Here is a 16,702-nt window from a genome sequence, read left to right as displayed (position 1 = left end):
TTCATAATTTTATCAAATAATTTTATTTGATAACTATTCTCTTTTAACAACTAAATATTCATCATTAATTGAATTAATCGATATGGTTGATGTATTACCAATAATAGAAGTAATATAATCAGCTTCTTTAGTTTTCCCTTCATTTTTTAATTCAATTGCAAATTTTTTTACTAATTCTATAACTGCCGCTCTGTTTAAATTAACTACTGCTTCAATTATATCAACAATTACTTTTTTCATTTTATTAAAACGTTCCTTTATTATTTTCTATTAAATTAGAATATTTTTTTTATTTTGTCCCAAAAATAAAAAATTTTTAAATATTAACTATAAATTAATTATTAAAAATAACTAAAAGTGGGACAAAATAAAAAAGAGAAAACATAAAAATGCTTTACTCTTTCCAAAAATTTTCTTGCTTTAATATTTTTAATTAAACAAAAGTAATTAATACCATTGGTGCATTATCACCAGTTCTATTATCTACTTTAATTAACTTTGTATATCCACCTTTACGGTCTTTATATCTTTCGGCAATATTGCCAAATAATGTTGGAATAACACCATCTTTTGGATGCTCTTTAGTTGTAATTTTACGTAATTTAGCAATTGCCATTCTTTTTGAATGCAAATCACCACGTTTAGCTAATGTTACTAAAGGTTCAATAAATGTTTGTAATCTTTTTGCTCTTTTTTCTAACAAAACTAATTTTCCATGAACAATTAATTCACTTGCTAAATTACGGATTTCAGCATCTACTTTAGCACTATTTCTTCCGATATCGTTAATATATGACATTTTTTCTTATCCTCCTTCTTAGTTTTTAATAGAAAACTCTAAATTATGTTTTGATACACAATCTTCAATTTCTTTAATTGATTTTGAACCTAAATGTTTAATTTGTTTAATTTCATCTAAACTTTTACTTACAATATCACCCAAAGTTTTATAACCATCACGTTTTAAACAATTGTATGAACGAACAGTTAAATTCAATTCTTCTAAGGCTTTGTTTAAATCATTATTTTCTTGCTCATTAGTAATTGAAATAACTTCAAAGTTTTTAACATTATCATCTAAATTAACAAAAAATTCAATATGACTCATTAAAATTTTAGCTGCCATTGCAATAGCTGATGCTGCTTTAACTGAACCATTAGTTTGTACACCAAGAATTAATTTTTCATATTCAATACCTTTTAATGTTTTAGTTACAGGTTCAATTTTATAATCAACTTTTTCAACGGGTGAAAAGTTTGAATCAATAGCAATAATGCCTGAACTATTAGCAATTTCTTTTTTATTTTCCTCAAATGAAGAATAACCACGAGATTTCTTTACCATTAATTCCATTTCAAAAAGAACATTTCTTGAAGTTGTTCGAGCAATAATTAATTCTGGATTAACTACTCTAACATCAGTTGGACAAATAATATCTCCAGCAATAATATCTTGTTCACCAGTAATACTAATTTTTAAATTAGCAATTTTTTCGTCCTTTTGAATATCACCATCAAAGGCTAAAACTAAGTCCTTAACATTTAAAATTATTTCAGAAACATTTTCAATTACACCTTTAACTGCAGTAAATTCATGAGATACACCACTTATTCTAATTGCATATACAGAAATACCTGGTACTGAAGATAATAATGTTCTTCTTAAGGCATTAGCTAAAGTTGTTCCATAACCACGTTCTAATTGACTCACAATAAATTCACTGTAATTAATAGCGCTATTTTCACTGTTTAAACTAAATTTTGGTTTTAAAAATTGTTGTTCCATGTTTTATTTTCACCTACTTTATTTTCTTGGTTTTTTTGGTGGACGACAACCATTATGAGGGATTGGTGTCACATCATTTAAATCTTTGATTTCAAAACCTACTGCTTGTAAACTACGAATTGATGGTTCTCTTCCTGGTCCTGTTCCATTAACAAAAACACTTAAAATTTTAACTCCGTGTTCCATAGCAGTTTTACCTGCAGCTTCAGCTGCTAACTGTGCTGAGTGAGGAGTTGATTTACGAGTTCCTTTGAAACCTACTGCTCCAGCACTTGATCAAGCAATAACATTACCATTAAGTTCAGTAATAGTAACAATAGTATTATTAAAACTTGCTTTAATAAATGCTTTTGCTTTAATAAAATTAGGATTAACTTTAATTTTTTTCTTTATTGTTGTTTTTATATTCATTATTTTTTTCCTCCTAATTAACTTGCTTTTTTCTTGTTAGCGACTGTTTTACGTGGTCCCTTGCAAGTTCTTGCATTAGTTTTTGTTGATTGTCCTCTGGCTGGTAATCCTTTACGATGACGAATACCACGATAACATCCAATTTCCATTAATCTCTTAATGTTTAAAGACACTTCACGTCTTAGTTCACCTTCAGTTTTATATTTCTTTTCAATTAATTGACTAATTGAACTTAATTCTTTTTCTGTTAATTCATTAATTTTTTTAGTTTCTTCAATTTTTAGTTCTTTTAATATTTCTGAAGATTTGCTGCGACCAATTCCATAAATTCTTGTTAAACCAATTACTGTATGTTGATTTCCAGGAATATTTACTTGCGCAATTCTTCGACTTGCATTGTTAGTATTTGATGTCATATTTATTTTTCCTCCTTAATATTTCTAACCTTGACGTTGCTTATGTTTAGGATTTTCACAAATGATTACATTACGTTTTTTACGTTTGATTGGTTGACATTTGTCACAAATTTTTTTAACTGATGCTTGTACTTTCATCATTTTCCTCCTGTTAAACTATTATTTTTCTTTGTTTTCATCATCTTTATTTATCGGTAAATGTGTAGTAGCCATTCTGTTACGAAAAGTAATTCGTCCTTCAGTTAAATTATAAGTTGATAATTCAACTTTTACATGATCACCTTTGATAATTTTAATTTTATGTGTTTGCATACGACCCGATGGTCTTACAATAGGAGTAAAGTCATATTCATTCAACTTTACTTTAAATCTAGCATTAGGTAAGACTTCTATTACTATACCTTCACATTCAATAGTACTATCATTAGTTTTTTTTACTTTTTGAACTTTGGGTTTAACTACTTGTTTTGGTTTAGCCATTAATTACATTCCTCATTATTTTTTTGATTTTCATTAAGTATTGTTAGTACTTCACATCCATCATTAGTTACTAGGATAGTGTGTTCAAAGTGAGCAGTTTGTTGTTTATCAGCAGCAACTACTGTTCACTTATCACTTAAAACCAGAATTTTATCAGTTGTTGTTTGAACCATTGGTTCAATACAAATTGTCATTCCTGACTGCAATTTTATTCCGGTGTTGGGCTTACCAACATTAGGAATAGCTGGGTCTTCGTGGAGTTTTTTACCAATACCATGCCCAGTATATGATGTTGGTAAATAAAAGCCTTCGCTTTCTACATACGTTTGAATGGTGTTACTAATATCACCAATTCTAACTCCTGGTGCAATAATTGCTATTGCTTTATTTAATGACTCTTTAGTCACATTAATAAGTTTTGCTTGTTCTGGTGTTGGTTTACCACCAACACACATTGTAAAGGCAGCATCTGCATGATAACCATTAACGGCAGCACCAGCATCAATTTTCACAATATCATTCATTTTAAAAGGTTTATCATTAGGAAAGCCGTGAATTAATTGTTCATTAACTGAAACACAAATCGCGGCAGGAAAACCATAATAGTTTAAAAAAGAAGGTATAGCATTATTTTCTTTAATAATTTGCGCTGCCACTTTATCGAGCATTTTACCAGTTATTCCAACTTTTATTATCTTTGCTAACTCTTTATGAATAAGCGCTACAACTTGACTAGCGGCTTTGATATTTTGAATTTCACTTTGACTTTTAATGCTAACCATTATTTTTATTTCCTTTTAATGATGATAAATATGATTTAATTTGTTTTTTAATATCACTATTATCTTGGTTGGCATCCACTGTTCTTAACAGTCCACGTTCTTGATAATAATCTACCAATGGTGCCGTTGCTACTTTGTAAGTTTTTAAACGATTGATAATTGTCTTTTCATCACTATCATCAATTCGCTTAATTAATTTTACCCCATCATTATCACAAATTCCAGTAATCTTTGGCGGTAGGAAATTAAGATTATAAATTGATTTACATTGAGGACAAGTAACTCTTGAAGACAAACGTTTAATAACTGTTTCTTCATTAATATCTAGATACAATGCCATTGAAAGTGTTTCATCCAAACTTGTTAATACTTTATCTAATGATGCTACTTGTGAAATTGTTCTTGGATAACCATCAAGAATAAAATTATGTTTAATATCTTTTAAAGTATTACTAATAATCTCGTTTGTAATCTCATCAGGAACATATTGACCCTTATTAACATAAGTTTGAACTTTTTTACCTACTGGTGATTGTTTTGTGATTTCATCACGAAACAAATCACCAGTAGGTAAATGCATTAAATTATATTGTTCTTTCAGAAACTGTGACTGTGTTCCTTTCCCTGATCCTGGTGGACCTAAAATAATTAAATTCATCGTTACCCCCTAAGACCATAAGTGTTCTTTAACATCTTTGTTTTCCTTATAATTTAAGAATGAATGTTGAGTAATTCGTCCCTTAATTTGTTTTGTTGTATCTAGTGCTACTCCAACCATAATTATTAATCCAGTTCCACCAACTGCTAATGAAGAAGGTAGATTAGTAAATTTAGAAATTAAAAATGGGGTTACTGCAACAGCAGTTAAGAAAAAGGAACCAATCGTACTTAAACGATTTAACATTCTTTTAATATAAATTTCTGTTTCCTTCCCTGGCTGAACGCCAGGAATATAAGTTCCTGATTTTTGAAAATTCTTAGCCATTTGTTCGGGATTAATTTGCACTTGTGCATATAAAAAAGTAAACATAATCGTCATTATAGCAAAAATACTAATCCCCGGCCACGACTGTAAAGATAAATAATTTCTAGAAAAATTAGCAAAACCACTATTTTGATCAACAATTTGTGCCACTGTCATTGGAGCAGTAATTAGTGCCGAAGAAAAAATAACAGGAATTACTCCAGCTGAGTTAACTTTTAAAGGTAAATAAGAACTTTTATCACCCTTTAAAGTTAAACCACTACCAGTTTGTTGAATTGGTAAGTGTCGCTCTGATTCACTAAAAAATACAACAACAAGAATAATCAGTAGGAAGACTGCAAAATAAAGAGCAAATTTTAAAGCCCCTTGAAAAATAACACCATTATTAGTATCTGGTCCTACTCAATACTTAAAAGTTGAAGCTAAGTTAAATGGTAAATTAGCAGCAATTCCACCAAAAATAATTAGTGAAATTCCATTACCAATACCACGATTAGTAATATGATCAGCCATTCATAATGATAACATGGTCCCTGCTAGTAAAATAGCTGGAATCAATACATAATAGAAAACTTCTGGTCCAACTGCTCCCGATCCCGAACTTCAATCCACGCTAATAATATGTTGAGATTGTAAACCAAAGATTGTGGCAAAACCTTGCATAATAGCAAACGGGACAGTTAATACTCGATTCATTAACTCTAATTTTTTCTTACCTTTTTCTCCTGATTTAGCTCATCTTGTTAAGGTAGGAACAACATCAGTTGATAATAACTGCACAATAATTGATGCAGTAATGTAAGGTGACACTCCAAGTGCAAAAACAGAAAATCTGCTAATAGCACCACCACCTAACATTGAAATTAAATTAAAGAATTCAATACCACTACTATTACTGCTACTTAAATCTTCATTCAAAGTTACTCCTGGAACTGTAATAAATGCTCCAACACGAAAGATAAATAAAATAAAAATGGTAAATAAAATTCTAATTATAACTTCTTTATACTTTTTTATTAATTCACGGGTTGTTGTGAACACTTAGATCACCTGCACTTTTCCTCCGGCTTGTTCAATAGCAGTAATTGCTGATTTTGAAAATTTATGAGCTTTAATTGTTTTTGGTGTTGTTAATTTACCTTTACCAAGAACTTTAATACCATCTTTTTTACTTCTAATCAATTTTAATTGAAATAAAATTTCAGGTGTTATTTCATGCTCTTTAATTAAATCAATTTGTTCTAAGTTAATAATACTATAATTGGTTGTATTAAAGTTAGTAAACCCTCGTTTTGAAATACGACGATACAGTGGTGTTTGTCCTCCTTCAAATCCGGGTCTTGTTCCACCACCGGTACGGGCATTTTGTCCTTTTGTCCCTTTACCAGCCGTTTTACCTTTTCCAGATGAAGTTCCTCTACCTAAACGTTTAATATCTTTACGAGAACCTGGTGTTGGTTTTAAGTTATGTAATGTTGTTTCCATAATCCACCTCTAACCATTACTACGCTTAGTAGTAATATTTTTATTTTTTATAAAATATTCTGCTGATTTAACATTGCCAAGACCTGCAATTGTTGCTCTAGCTAAATTAATTTTATTTCTAGATCTAAATGCTTTTGAATAAATATTATGAATACCAGCTAATTCTAAAATATCACGAGCAGATCCACCAGCTTTAATTCCGATTCCTTCTTTAGCTGGTTTTAATAAAATTTCACTTCCACAATATTTACCTTTAACTTCATGAACAATAGAATTATTGTTTTTAGTTATCGTAATTGTTGTTAAATTTTTGTGAGCAGCTTCAATTGCCTTTTTAATTGCATCAGGAACTTCATTCGCTTTAGATATACCAAAACCAACTACTCCTTTACCATTACCAATAGCAACAGCAGCAGAGAAACGCAATCTTCTTCCTCCGGTTGTTACTTTGTTAATTTTTCTGATTAAAATCACTTTTTCAATAAATTCACTTGGAGTTTTTGGTTTGCGTTCAAAATTTTTACGTGGTTCATGAACTTTATTTTCTTTTTTATCGTGGCTATTTCTTGGTTGTGATGAATTAGTATGTCTAATTTTATTTTCATTACCAGTAGGATTTTTTACTTCTACTTTAACAGAAGGTTTTGCTACTGATTTTTGAACTTCAGTATTTTCTTTATCATCGATAATTGTTTTTTTATTTTCTAAACTCATACTTTTAATTCTCCTTTTTTAGAATTCTAATCCAGCACTACGCGCTGCTTCTGCGAATGCTTTCACTTTACCATGATATAAATATCCACCACGATCAAAAACCACTTTTTTAATTTTTTTCTTAATAGCTAAATTAGCAATTGTTTCTCCAAGTTTAGTAGCAGCATCTATATTACTTTTTGATGCTAAATCTTTAAATGTTAATGTTGATACACCGATAATTGTATTTGAAGCAGTATCGTCAATAATTTGAGCATAAAAACTATTATTAGATTTAAAGATATTTAAGCGTGGTCTTTCGCTAGTACCCATAATTTTACTACGAATACGATAATGACGAACTTTACGAGCTTGTTGTTTATTAACCATTTTTTATTCTCCTTAAGTGCCAGTATAAGATTATTTGCCTTTACCAGCAGCTTTTCCTTCCTTACGACGAATGTGTTCATTTTTATATTTAATTCCTTTACCTTTATATGGTTCTGGTTTACGGAATTTACGAATTTTGGCTGCAACTTCTCCAATTAATTGTTTATCAATACCACTAATTTGTAATGCTGTTGGTTTAGGAGCAACAATGGTAATTCCTTGCGGAATTTCAAACTTAATAGAATGAGAATATCCTAATGTTAAATTTAAGATATTAGCTTGGACAGCAGCGCGATATCCAACACCATTTATTTCTAATTCTTTCATGAAACCTGTTGATACACCAACTAACATTCCATTAATTAATGAATTAGTTGTTCCGTGAAGTTGTTTATTTTGTTTGTTATCATCAGGTCTTGTTGTAGTAATTGTTTTTTTCTCTTCATCAACGTTAATTTTAATAACATTTGGTAATAGTTTTTTTAAAGAACCTATTGTTCCTGTAACAGTCAACAAGTTACTTGCATCTAGCGTTATTGAAGTATTTACTGGAATGGTAAGGATACGGTTACCGATACGTGACATATAATTTCCTCCTTATCATACATAAGCAAGAACTTCGCCACCAAGACCAAGTTTTTTTGCTTGTTTATTTGTCATAATACCTTTTGATGTAGAAATGATTGCAATTCCATAACCATTTAACACACTTGGTAAGTCTTCACATTTTGCATACATTCTTAATCCTGGTTTAGATATTCTTTTTAAACCAAGAATTGGACTTTTACCAGTATGAACTAATAAAAGTTCTAATTTAGGTTTGCTAGTATTTTCTTTAGTAACACGATATTTTTCAATATAACCATTTTTTTGCAAGATATCAACTATCTTAACTAGTTGTTTTGAAGAAGGTACACTAACTACTCGATGTTTACTGCTATCCGCAGCGCTAATAGCATTACGAATAACTGTTAAAATATTACTTATTGGATCTGTCATCATAATTATATACCTCCTATCATGATGCTTTTCTAATACCAGGAATTTGTCCTTGGTATACTAAACCACGAAAACAAATACGGCATAACATAAATTTACGAATAACCGCATGAGGACGGCCACACTTTTGACAGCGTGTATATGCTTGCGTACTAAACTTTGATTTACGGGCTTGTCTTACTTTTAATGAAGTTTTTGCCATCTTATGCCACCTGCTTTCCTTGTTTTTTAAACGGTAATCCTATTTTTTTTAATAACAATAATGCTGTTCCATTATTTGATGTTGTGGTAATAATTGAGATTTCCATACCACGAACTTTATCTACTTCTTCATAATTAATTTCAGGAAAAATAATTTGTTCTTTAATACCAACAGTGTAATTACCATTTTGATCAAATGCTTTAACTGATAAACCTTGAAAATCACGAATTCTTGGTAAAGAAATTGAGATAAATTTATCAAGGAAATCATACATTTTTTCGCCACGTAATGTAACTTTACAACCAATTGGCATTCCCGCTCTTAATTTAAAGCTGGCAATTGATTTTTTTGCTTTAGTGATAATTGGTTTTTGACCAGTAATTTTTGATAATTCAGATACTGATTTATCAATGGCTTTTGGATTACTACTTGCATCTCCAACACCAATATTAATAACAACTTTTTCAATTTTGGGTACTTGCATTATTGATGTAAAATTTAATTCTTTTTGCAATTGGGGAATAATAGTTTTATTATATTTTTCTTGTAAACGATTCATTTTTATGCTGTTACTCCTTTATTATCGTAATTCTGTTTCAGATCTTCGTGCAATACGAACTTTTTTGCCATCTTTATCAATTTTGTACCCAATTTTTGTTACTTTTTTATCTTTTTTACCATCAAGGATCATTGCATTAGAAATGTGAACACTAGTTTTTACTTCCACAATTCCACCTTCTTGATCATTTTGAGTAGGTTTTTTATTTTTCTTAGCAGTAATACCTTCAATAATAACACGATTTTTTTCACGAAGTACTTGGATAATTGGTCCGGTATGACCTTTATGCTTTCCTGCGATGATTTTAATTTGGTCGCCTCTTTTTAATTTAGTATCAAGACTAATAACTGGTTTCTTTTTGCTTGCCATTTACTTCATCCTCCTAAACAATTTCTTCTGCTAAAGACGCAATTTTATTATAACCACGCTCTTTAACTTCACGAGCCAAGACACCAAATACTCTAGTACCACGTGGCGTTTTATCTTCTTTAATAATTACTACTGCATTATCATCAAATTTTACACAAGAACCATCATTACGTTTTACACCAAATTTACTACGTACGACAACTGCTTTAACAACTTGTCCTTTTTTCATTGCACTATTAGGTATTACTGATTTTGCTGAACAAACAACAATATCACCGATTTTAGCAAATTTTTTAGTACTACCGCCCAAAACTCTAATAACCATAACTTCTTTAATACCAGTGTTGTCAGCCACATTGGCTCACGATAGATTTTGTAACATCTTTCTTATCCTCCTGGTTAATTAAACTTTTTTATTTGTTTTAGATTCAATAATCTTTAACAAACGGAAGTGTTTTAGAGTTGAAAGTGGACGAGTTGAAATGATTTCAACCTTGTCACCAATTTTAGCTTGGTTAGTTTCATCATGGGCATGATACTTTTTAGTTGACTTAAAACTTTTATGGTACATTGGATGTCGTTTTGAAGTTTCAACAACAACAGTAATTGTTTTATCATTTTTGTCAGAACTTACAATTCCAACAAAAGTTTTACGTTGTTTGTTTGGAATAATATTTGTCATTATTCTTTGTCCTCCTTAGCTGGTGTTACAGTTTTCTTAACTGTAGGTTTTTTAGATGGTTTTTCTACTTTAGTAGCAGTAACTTTTTTAACTTCTTTGTTTGATGATTTTGATTTATTTGTTTTTTCAGTAACTTCTTTTTTAGCAATTTTATCTGATTCTTTAATAACTTCTGATTTAGTTATTGTTTTGACTTTAATATCTTTTTTATCATCAACTTTAGCAACTTTTTTAGTTTTTTTGCTTTCTTTATTTTCTTTTAGTAATACCATTTTATTAATATGTAATGGTTTGATTTTTTCACCATTATTAATTCTGATAGTTAATTCAGTTTTAATACGAGCAATATCCTTACGAAGATTATTTATCATATGCGGATTTTCTAGTTTACCTAACGAACTTTGAATTCGTAAAGCAAACAATTGTGCACGAAGAGTTTCTTCGTCTTGTTGTAATTCTAAAGTTGATTTATTTTTAATTACTTGCATTTCCATTTGCTTCACCCAATTCTGTTGTTAAATTTTTAGCAACCTTTACTTCTTCTGTTGATTTTATTTCTCTAGTAACAATTTTACATTTGATTGGCAACTTGTGCATTGCAAGACGCAATGCTTCACGTGCTGTTGCTTCATTAGGATATGATACTTCAAACATAACTGTTTCTGCTTTTACTACTGAGACTCAATGATCAATTGAACCTTTTCCTGAACCCATACGTACTTCCGCTGGTTTTCTAGTAATTGGTAAATGTGGAAAGATTCTAATCCAAACTTTTCCACCACGTTTCATGTAACGTGTCATTGCTACTCTGGCTGCTTCAATTTGTCTTTCGGTAATGTAAGAACCTTCTTCAGCACGAAGTCCGTAAGTTCCAAAAGCAACTGTTTTACAACCTTTTACAGTTCCTTCATAACTTAAACGGTGGACGCAAGAGTGTTTATATCTCTTAGGTATAGCCATCTTACTTTACCTCCTTACGTGGTTGTTGTGGGTAATTATTTCGGCGATTGTTATTATTTCTTTGATTATATTTTGAAATAATTTCAGGTTGAGTTGAGTCAGTTCCTGATAAAATTTCACCTTTATATACTCAAACTTTAATACCAATTTGACCAAAAGTTGTTTTTGCCTCAGCAGTAGCATAATCAATATTACTACGTAATGTTGCTAGAGGAACACTACTTTCTGAATAACCTTCAACACGTGCCATATCCGCTTCACCAAGTCTTCCTGAAACACGAGTTTTAATTCCCTTTGCTCCAGCACGAAGTGCTTTACGAATTGCTAATTTTTGTGTTGTACGATGTGACATACGATTGCTTATTTGTTGTGCTAATGTATTAGCAATTGTTTGCGCATCAATATCAGGATTTTTAATTTCAACAACATTAATTCTAATACCTATTTTACGATTTTTAATTGTTTTACGAAGTAGTGTTGTTAATACTTCAATGTTTGAACCGCCTTGCCCTAAAACTGAACCAACACGAACACAGTTGATAAATAAGGTAATTTGTGATTTAGTTCTTTCGATTTCAATTTTAGAAACACCATAATTTTTTAAATGCGCAAATAGCGCTTTTCTAATTTTGTGGTCTTCTAAAATTCATTTTGCTAAATCTTCATTACTAGTTGCATATCAACGTGATTGTCAATCTTTATTGATACCATATCTTAATCCATTTGGACTAACTTTGTGACCCATATTACTTATTTACCTCCTAATTATCGCTAACCACGATAGTGATTTTGCTTGTTCTTTTTAAGATTTGATATGCTCTACCATGAGCACGGGGCATAAATCTTTTCATAGTTGGACCTTCATTTACAAATATTTCCTTAATACGTAATTTGTCGGCTTCCATTCCATAGTTATTAGCAGCATTAGCAACTGCTGAATTAATTAATTTTATAATTGGCTGTGCTGCGCGTTTTTTTTCATGAGCTAGAATTACTAGAGCTTTGGCAACAGCATTATCACGAACTAAATCGGCTACTAAACGCACTTTTCTTGGACTAATGCGTAATTTATCTAAATGAACTTTTGCTTCCATAATTTCTATCTCCTAACGCTTTTTCTTGTCAGAACCGTGACCACCAAACTTACGTGTGGGTGCGAATTCTCCTAATTTATGACCAACCATATCTTCTGTTACATATACAGGTAAATGTGTTTTTCCATTATGCACACCGAATGTATGTCCAACAAATTGTGGGAAAATTGTTGAACGACGAGATCAAGTTTGAATAATTTTTTTTGATTTATTTTTATTTTGAGTTTTCACTTTGTTTAATAAATGACTATCAGCAAAGGGTCCTTTTTTTAAAGATCTTGACATATATTACTTTTTTCCTCCTACTTTGTTGCATTTCTTCTTCGTACAATTAATTTATTTGATGCTTTTTTACTATCACGAGTTTTTAAACCTAATGCTTTTTTACCTCATGGTGTTGCTGGAGCTTTTCTTCCGATTGGGGCTTTACCTTCTCCTCCACCATGTGGGTGATCATTTGGGTTCATAACACTACCACGAACAGTAGGTCTAATTCCTTTTCAACGATTTCTTCCTGCTTTACCAATGTTTACTAAGTTATGATCATCATTTCCAACTGTACCAATTGTAGCTCGACAATTCCTTAATACTTTTCTAACTTCACCTGATGTTAATTTTAATAATGTATACTTAACTGTTTCATCACGACCAAGAATTTGAACACTACCACCAGCACTTCGTGCCATTTGTCCACCTTTACCTGGTTTTAATTCAACATTATGAACAACTGTTCCTTGTGGAATCTGTGATAATGGTAAACAGTTACCAACAGTAATATCAATTTTAACAGTATCACTGTTTTCACCACTTAATAACTTATCTCCTACTTTGATTCCTTTTGGTGCTAAGATATAACGCTTTTCACCATCAAGATAAGAAATAAGACAAATGTTAGCATTACGATTTGGATCATATTCAATTGTTTTAACTGTTCCAACTACATTGTCTTTGTTACGTTTAAAATCAATAATACGGTATTTAACCTTATGACCATTACCTTGATGTCTTACTGTAATTTTACCTTGATTATTTCTACCAGCTGGTTTAACTAAATTTACTAATAAAGATTTTTCAGGGCTATTACCAATAGTTAAGTTTTGTTTATAATCCAGAACGGTCATATTACGTCTTCCTGCGGTAGTGGGATTAATTTTTCTAATTGCCATTGTTTTTTTCTCCTTCCAATCTCATTATCTTTGTTCTTCAGAACTAAACAAACTTAATTGTTCACCAGGAGCTAATTTAATAAGAGCTTTTTTTACTGCCGATGTTTTTCCGACAAATCTACCAACAGTTTTAGTTTTTGGTTTACTATTAATAATATTAACGTCTGCTACTATAACTTCAAAAATCTGTTCAAAGGCTTTTTTAACGTGACTTTTATTAGCTTTACGGTTAACAGTAAATGTATAGATACCTTCAGTCATTTGTTTATAAGTTTTCTCAGTTAATACTGGTTTTACTATAACTTCACTTAAATGCATATTAAATTAAAGCCTCCTCAACGATTTTAATTGCCTCAGTAGTAAACAATACTTTTTTAGCATTTAATAAATCGTAAATATTAATACTATTAGCAGTGATTGTTGTTGTTCTAGGTAAATTGCGACCTGATTTAATAACTGTTTCTTTATTGATTATTCCTGAAACAATTAGTGTTTTATTGTTTGCTAATTCTAAAACTTTTAAAGTTTCTAACATAATTTTAGTTGAAGGTTTTTCAAAGTTTAATTCATCAATTACAACTATGTTTTGATTTTGAAATTTGGCAGCCAATGCTGATTTTATTGCCAATCTTCTTACTTTTTTTGGTAATCCAATTAAATAATTACGATCAGTATTTGGTCCAAAAACAATACCACCACCTTTTCATTGTGGTGAACGAATTGATCCTTGACGCGCATTCCCTGTTCCTTTTTGTTTTCATGGTTTTCTACCACCACCAGCAACTTCAGCACGACTTTTAACAGCGTGTGTTCCTTGACGTTTTGTAGCATTATAACTTAATAAACTATCAAACTGAACTTGCTTGTGGGGTTCAATTCCTCAAATTTTTTCGTTTAAAGTTAATTCGCTAACTTTTGTTCCAGCGTTGTTAACAACATTAATTTTCATTTTGCTATCCTCCATAATTAACTTTATTGACCATCAGTGACTTCGGTTGTAGTATTTTGATTTCTAACAACTAATGATACTGGGGTTTTGAGAATTGGTTTTTTAACTGCTTGTTTAATAACAAGAAAGCCTTGTTTTGGTCCTGGAACTGAACCTTTTATTAAAAGATAATTATTTTCTTTATCTACTTTAATAACTTCTAAGTTAGCAACACTACGTTTAACATTTCCCATTTGCCCTGGCATTGGGTGTGATTTAAACACACGGTTAGCATTAATAGAACCTGTTGAACCCATTTGACGATGTAAACCTGATCCATGACCCATTGGACCACGTGATTGATTATGACGTTTAATGCGTCCTGTAAATCCTTTACCTTTAGAAGTTCCTTGAACATCAACGAATTCACCTGCTGTGAATACGTCAGCAACATTAATAAGTTCTTTATGATTAAATCCGTTCATGTTACGAATTTCTTTCACGAAGCGCTTAGGTTGACTGTCGGCTTTTTTAAAGTGTCCGATTGTTGGTTTGTTTGATAAAGTAACACGAAGATCGAACGTTGCAAGTTGTAAACTACTATATTTGTCTTTTACATTTGTTTTAACTTGACTTACTACATTTGGTTGTACTTCGATAATTGTTACTGGAACTAGTTGTCCGTTGTTTAAGAAAACTTGTGACATTCCTAGTTTCTTACCTAAGATTCCTTTCATAATTTCCTCCTTGGAATATGTTGTAAATAATTAATATTTATCAATTTTAATAATTTTTTTTATTAATCTTTTTTGATACTTGATTTAAAGTTGATTTTTTTTCATCTTTAGATTCGATTATCAAAGAGATACTAACACTATTAGGGATAGTAATTCCACTTAGAGCATTTAAAGATTTTGGTGATAATTGAGCACCAATAATTCTTTTGTGAGTTCTCTTTTCAAATTGTTCACGTGAATCTTTATGTTTATGCGGTGAACGAAGAATAGTAAAAATTTCTTTATGAGTTGGTAATGGAATTGGACCTACCACTTCAGCACCTTCTTTTTTTAACACATCTTTAATTTTCTGTGCTATTTGGTCAATAGCTGAGTGATCATAACTTTCTAAACGAATTTTTACTTTGTTTCCTATGATTGCCATTGGCTATATCCTCCTTAGAACGATTTTTAATAAAATAAAGAACAAAACATGTGATATAATGACAACTGATATCAGTGTATCAGCATTTATACATAACAATCACGCCTTGTAAGTATAACATAGTGTAATGGTAAAAGGGAATAGCAAAATACAAAAAAACAAAAAAATAATGGGTTTTTTGCTCATAATCTTTTAACTATTAATTTAGTTGTAAAAAATAAAGATTTTTATTAAAAAAATAATAAAATACCATTATTTTTTTAATATTTTCTTACTTTAAAAAAGTAAAAGGTAATATATAATTATAATATTTCACAAAATTTATTTAAATAAAAATATTACATGATATAAATATAATAATGAAATTCTTTTAGCAAAAGATATTTAAACTTCAATTTTGATATAATTCTAAAATTAGTAAGTTACACTTTTATAACAACTATGTTGATTAAATTAGAAAAGGAATTACAATGAGAGTAAGAAATAAGCCATGAGCAAAAGAATTTATTTTAACAAATAATAATTTATGTATTAATGATCCCTATAATTACAAAGAGAAATGAAATAAAAAAATATTTCAAAATAAAAATCCAATCAATATTGAAATTGGAAGTGGCAAAGGAAATTTCATTATAAATCTTGCTAAACAAAATTCAAATCAAAATTATATTGCTATTGAAAAAAATATTTCTATTGTAACTATATTATTAAAAAAATTAATTGAAAATAAATTATGTAATTTAAAAATAATTATAGAAGATGCCATAAATTTAAAAGATTTTTTTGCCAATAATGAAATTAATAAAATTTATTTAAATTTTTCTGATCCATGACCTAAAAAAAGACATTTTAAAAGAAGATTAACATACCAAAAATTTTTAGAAATATACAAAAAAATTTTAATAAAAAATGGTCAACTTCACTTTAAAACAGATAATAACAATTTATTTAATTATTCACTTTTAGAATTTCAAAAAAATAAATGAAATTTATTAGAATATACAATTAATCTACATCAAGATAATAATATAATAAAAAATGATGAAGCATTTATTAAAACTGAATATGAAGAAAAATTCATTAAACAAAATAAAAACATTAATTATTTATTAATACAAAAAAATAAAATTGAATTTTAAACTTCAATTTTATTA

General features: G+C 29.7%; 30 protein-coding genes and 1 pseudogene. 1 reads left to right on the top strand and 30 read right to left on the bottom strand.

Features of this window, described 5'->3' with window-relative positions; genetic code table 4:
• Nucleotides 1–33: 33 nt before the first annotated feature.
• The 30 genes and pseudogenes from ABWV63_RS03935 to rpsJ form a co-directional block, all read right to left on the bottom strand.
• On the bottom strand, nt 34–240 hold the full coding sequence (locus ABWV63_RS03935; protein ID WP_353306903.1) for a hypothetical protein: 207 nt from the start codon (nt 238–240) through the stop codon (nt 34–36).
• Between the two features lie 193 nt (nt 241–433).
• The gene (rplQ, locus tag ABWV63_RS03930; protein ID WP_353306902.1) at nt 434–799 is read right to left on the bottom strand and encodes a 50S ribosomal protein L17; all 366 of its coding nucleotides are present in this window, start codon (nt 797–799) and stop codon (nt 434–436) included.
• Between the two features lie 18 nt (nt 800–817).
• Nucleotides 818–1,786, bottom strand: a complete 969-nt coding sequence (locus ABWV63_RS03925) for a DNA-directed RNA polymerase subunit alpha (RefSeq protein ID WP_353306901.1) — start codon at nt 1,784–1,786, stop codon at nt 818–820.
• A gap of 18 nt (nt 1,787–1,804) precedes the next feature.
• Complete coding sequence (rpsK, locus tag ABWV63_RS03920) at nt 1,805–2,197, bottom strand: 30S ribosomal protein S11 (protein ID WP_353306900.1); 393 nt, start codon at nt 2,195–2,197, stop codon at nt 1,805–1,807.
• Between the two features lie 17 nt (nt 2,198–2,214).
• Nucleotides 2,215–2,613 carry a 30S ribosomal protein S13 gene (gene rpsM / locus ABWV63_RS03915; protein ID WP_174480910.1) on the bottom strand — a complete coding sequence of 133 codons (399 nt, stop codon included), beginning with the start codon at nt 2,611–2,613 and terminating at the stop codon, nt 2,215–2,217.
• A 24-nt stretch (nt 2,614–2,637) separates the two neighbouring features.
• Nucleotides 2,638–2,751 carry a 50S ribosomal protein L36 gene (rpmJ, locus tag ABWV63_RS03910; protein ID WP_174480911.1) on the bottom strand — a complete coding sequence of 38 codons (114 nt, stop codon included), beginning with the start codon at nt 2,749–2,751 and terminating at the stop codon, nt 2,638–2,640.
• Nucleotides 2,752–2,772: 21 nt separating this feature from the next.
• Nucleotides 2,773–3,093, bottom strand: a complete 321-nt coding sequence (gene infA / locus ABWV63_RS03905; RefSeq protein ID WP_353306899.1) for a translation initiation factor IF-1 — start codon at nt 3,091–3,093, stop codon at nt 2,773–2,775.
• Nucleotides 3,093–3,875 carry a type I methionyl aminopeptidase gene (gene map / locus ABWV63_RS03900; RefSeq protein WP_353306898.1) on the bottom strand — a complete coding sequence of 261 codons (783 nt, stop codon included), beginning with the start codon at nt 3,873–3,875 and terminating at the stop codon, nt 3,093–3,095. Before map ends, infA begins: the two co-directional genes overlap by 1 nt.
• Nucleotides 3,868–4,533: an adenylate kinase gene (locus ABWV63_RS03895; protein WP_353306897.1), complete on the bottom strand. Its 666-nt coding sequence runs from the start codon at nt 4,531–4,533 to the stop codon at nt 3,868–3,870. The genes map and ABWV63_RS03895 overlap by 8 nt, the downstream gene beginning before the upstream one ends.
• 9 nt (nt 4,534–4,542) lie before the next feature.
• Entirely contained in the window at nt 4,543–5,901 is a 1,359-nt protein-coding gene (gene secY / locus ABWV63_RS03890; RefSeq protein WP_353306896.1) for a preprotein translocase subunit SecY, read from the bottom strand.
• On the bottom strand, nt 5,902–6,345 hold the full coding sequence (rplO, locus tag ABWV63_RS03885; RefSeq protein ID WP_353306895.1) for a 50S ribosomal protein L15: 444 nt from the start codon (nt 6,343–6,345) through the stop codon (nt 5,902–5,904).
• Between the two features lie 9 nt (nt 6,346–6,354).
• A complete protein-coding gene (rpsE, locus tag ABWV63_RS03880; protein WP_353306894.1) occupies nt 6,355–7,059 on the bottom strand; it encodes a 30S ribosomal protein S5 in 705 nt (234 codons plus the stop codon).
• An 18-nt stretch (nt 7,060–7,077) separates the two neighbouring features.
• Entirely contained in the window at nt 7,078–7,428 is a 351-nt protein-coding gene (gene rplR, locus ABWV63_RS03875) for a 50S ribosomal protein L18 (RefSeq protein WP_353306893.1), read from the bottom strand.
• Between the two features lie 30 nt (nt 7,429–7,458).
• Nucleotides 7,459–8,013, bottom strand: a complete 555-nt coding sequence (gene rplF, locus ABWV63_RS03870) for a 50S ribosomal protein L6 (RefSeq protein ID WP_353306892.1) — start codon at nt 8,011–8,013, stop codon at nt 7,459–7,461.
• A gap of 12 nt (nt 8,014–8,025) precedes the next feature.
• The gene (gene rpsH / locus ABWV63_RS03865; RefSeq protein WP_353306891.1) at nt 8,026–8,430 is read right to left on the bottom strand and encodes a 30S ribosomal protein S8; all 405 of its coding nucleotides are present in this window, start codon (nt 8,428–8,430) and stop codon (nt 8,026–8,028) included.
• A gap of 13 nt (nt 8,431–8,443) precedes the next feature.
• Nucleotides 8,444–8,629, bottom strand: a complete 186-nt coding sequence (locus ABWV63_RS03860) for a type Z 30S ribosomal protein S14 (RefSeq protein WP_174480921.1) — start codon at nt 8,627–8,629, stop codon at nt 8,444–8,446.
• A 1-nt stretch (nt 8,630) separates the two neighbouring features.
• Nucleotides 8,631–9,188 (bottom strand): 50S ribosomal protein L5, encoded by a 558-nt coding sequence (gene rplE, locus ABWV63_RS03855; RefSeq protein WP_353306890.1) that lies wholly within the window; start codon nt 9,186–9,188, stop codon nt 8,631–8,633.
• Between the two features lie 21 nt (nt 9,189–9,209).
• Nucleotides 9,210–9,557, bottom strand: coding sequence for a 50S ribosomal protein L24 (rplX, locus tag ABWV63_RS03850; RefSeq protein WP_353306889.1), 348 nt, complete (start codon nt 9,555–9,557; stop codon nt 9,210–9,212).
• Between the two features lie 13 nt (nt 9,558–9,570).
• Nucleotides 9,571–9,939: a 50S ribosomal protein L14 gene (rplN, locus tag ABWV63_RS03845; RefSeq protein ID WP_353306888.1), complete on the bottom strand. Its 369-nt coding sequence runs from the start codon at nt 9,937–9,939 to the stop codon at nt 9,571–9,573.
• 21 nt (nt 9,940–9,960) lie between these two features.
• On the bottom strand, nt 9,961–10,239 hold the full coding sequence (gene rpsQ / locus ABWV63_RS03840) for a 30S ribosomal protein S17 (RefSeq protein ID WP_353306887.1): 279 nt from the start codon (nt 10,237–10,239) through the stop codon (nt 9,961–9,963).
• Nucleotides 10,239–10,733, bottom strand: coding sequence for a 50S ribosomal protein L29 (gene rpmC / locus ABWV63_RS03835; RefSeq protein ID WP_353306886.1), 495 nt, complete (start codon nt 10,731–10,733; stop codon nt 10,239–10,241). The genes rpsQ and rpmC overlap by 1 nt, the downstream gene beginning before the upstream one ends.
• On the bottom strand, nt 10,714–11,199 hold the full coding sequence (gene rplP, locus ABWV63_RS03830; RefSeq protein ID WP_353306885.1) for a 50S ribosomal protein L16: 486 nt from the start codon (nt 11,197–11,199) through the stop codon (nt 10,714–10,716). The genes rpmC and rplP overlap by 20 nt, the downstream gene beginning before the upstream one ends.
• Nucleotide 11,200: 1 nt before the next feature.
• A complete protein-coding gene (gene rpsC / locus ABWV63_RS03825; protein WP_353306884.1) occupies nt 11,201–11,944 on the bottom strand; it encodes a 30S ribosomal protein S3 in 744 nt (247 codons plus the stop codon).
• Nucleotides 11,945–11,960: 16 nt separating this feature from the next.
• Nucleotides 11,961–12,293, bottom strand: a complete 333-nt coding sequence (gene rplV / locus ABWV63_RS03820; protein WP_353306883.1) for a 50S ribosomal protein L22 — start codon at nt 12,291–12,293, stop codon at nt 11,961–11,963.
• 12 nt (nt 12,294–12,305) lie between these two features.
• Nucleotides 12,306–12,578, bottom strand: coding sequence for a 30S ribosomal protein S19 (gene rpsS / locus ABWV63_RS03815; RefSeq protein WP_353306882.1), 273 nt, complete (start codon nt 12,576–12,578; stop codon nt 12,306–12,308).
• 17 nt (nt 12,579–12,595) lie between these two features.
• Entirely contained in the window at nt 12,596–13,459 is an 864-nt protein-coding gene (rplB, locus tag ABWV63_RS03810; protein ID WP_353306881.1) for a 50S ribosomal protein L2, read from the bottom strand.
• A 24-nt stretch (nt 13,460–13,483) separates the two neighbouring features.
• Nucleotides 13,484–13,777, bottom strand: a complete 294-nt coding sequence (rplW, locus tag ABWV63_RS03805) for a 50S ribosomal protein L23 (RefSeq protein WP_353306880.1) — start codon at nt 13,775–13,777, stop codon at nt 13,484–13,486.
• A gap of 1 nt (nt 13,778) precedes the next feature.
• Complete coding sequence (rplD, locus tag ABWV63_RS03800; protein ID WP_353306879.1) at nt 13,779–14,408, bottom strand: 50S ribosomal protein L4; 630 nt, start codon at nt 14,406–14,408, stop codon at nt 13,779–13,781.
• A gap of 23 nt (nt 14,409–14,431) precedes the next feature.
• Nucleotides 14,432–15,124 carry a 50S ribosomal protein L3 gene (rplC, locus tag ABWV63_RS03795; RefSeq protein ID WP_353306878.1) on the bottom strand — a complete coding sequence of 231 codons (693 nt, stop codon included), beginning with the start codon at nt 15,122–15,124 and terminating at the stop codon, nt 14,432–14,434.
• A 121-nt stretch (nt 15,125–15,245) separates the two neighbouring features.
• Nucleotides 15,246–15,542 (bottom strand): annotated as a pseudogene (rpsJ, locus tag ABWV63_RS03790) (30S ribosomal protein S10); the annotation flags it as partial.
• A 476-nt stretch (nt 15,543–16,018) separates the two neighbouring features.
• Between rpsJ and trmB the strand changes: the two are divergent.
• Nucleotides 16,019–16,687 (top strand): tRNA (guanosine(46)-N7)-methyltransferase TrmB, encoded by a 669-nt coding sequence (gene trmB / locus ABWV63_RS03785; protein WP_353306877.1) that lies wholly within the window; start codon nt 16,019–16,021, stop codon nt 16,685–16,687.
• Nucleotides 16,688–16,702: the final 15 nt, after the last annotated feature.

Origin of the sequence: Spiroplasma ixodetis (genome assembly GCF_040369795.1) — a bacterium.
GTDB classification, from domain to species: domain Bacteria; phylum Bacillota_I; class Bacilli_A; order Mycoplasmatales; family VBWQ01; genus Spiroplasma_E; species Spiroplasma_E ixodetis_B.
This window is presented reverse-complemented; position numbering and strand designations above follow the sequence as displayed.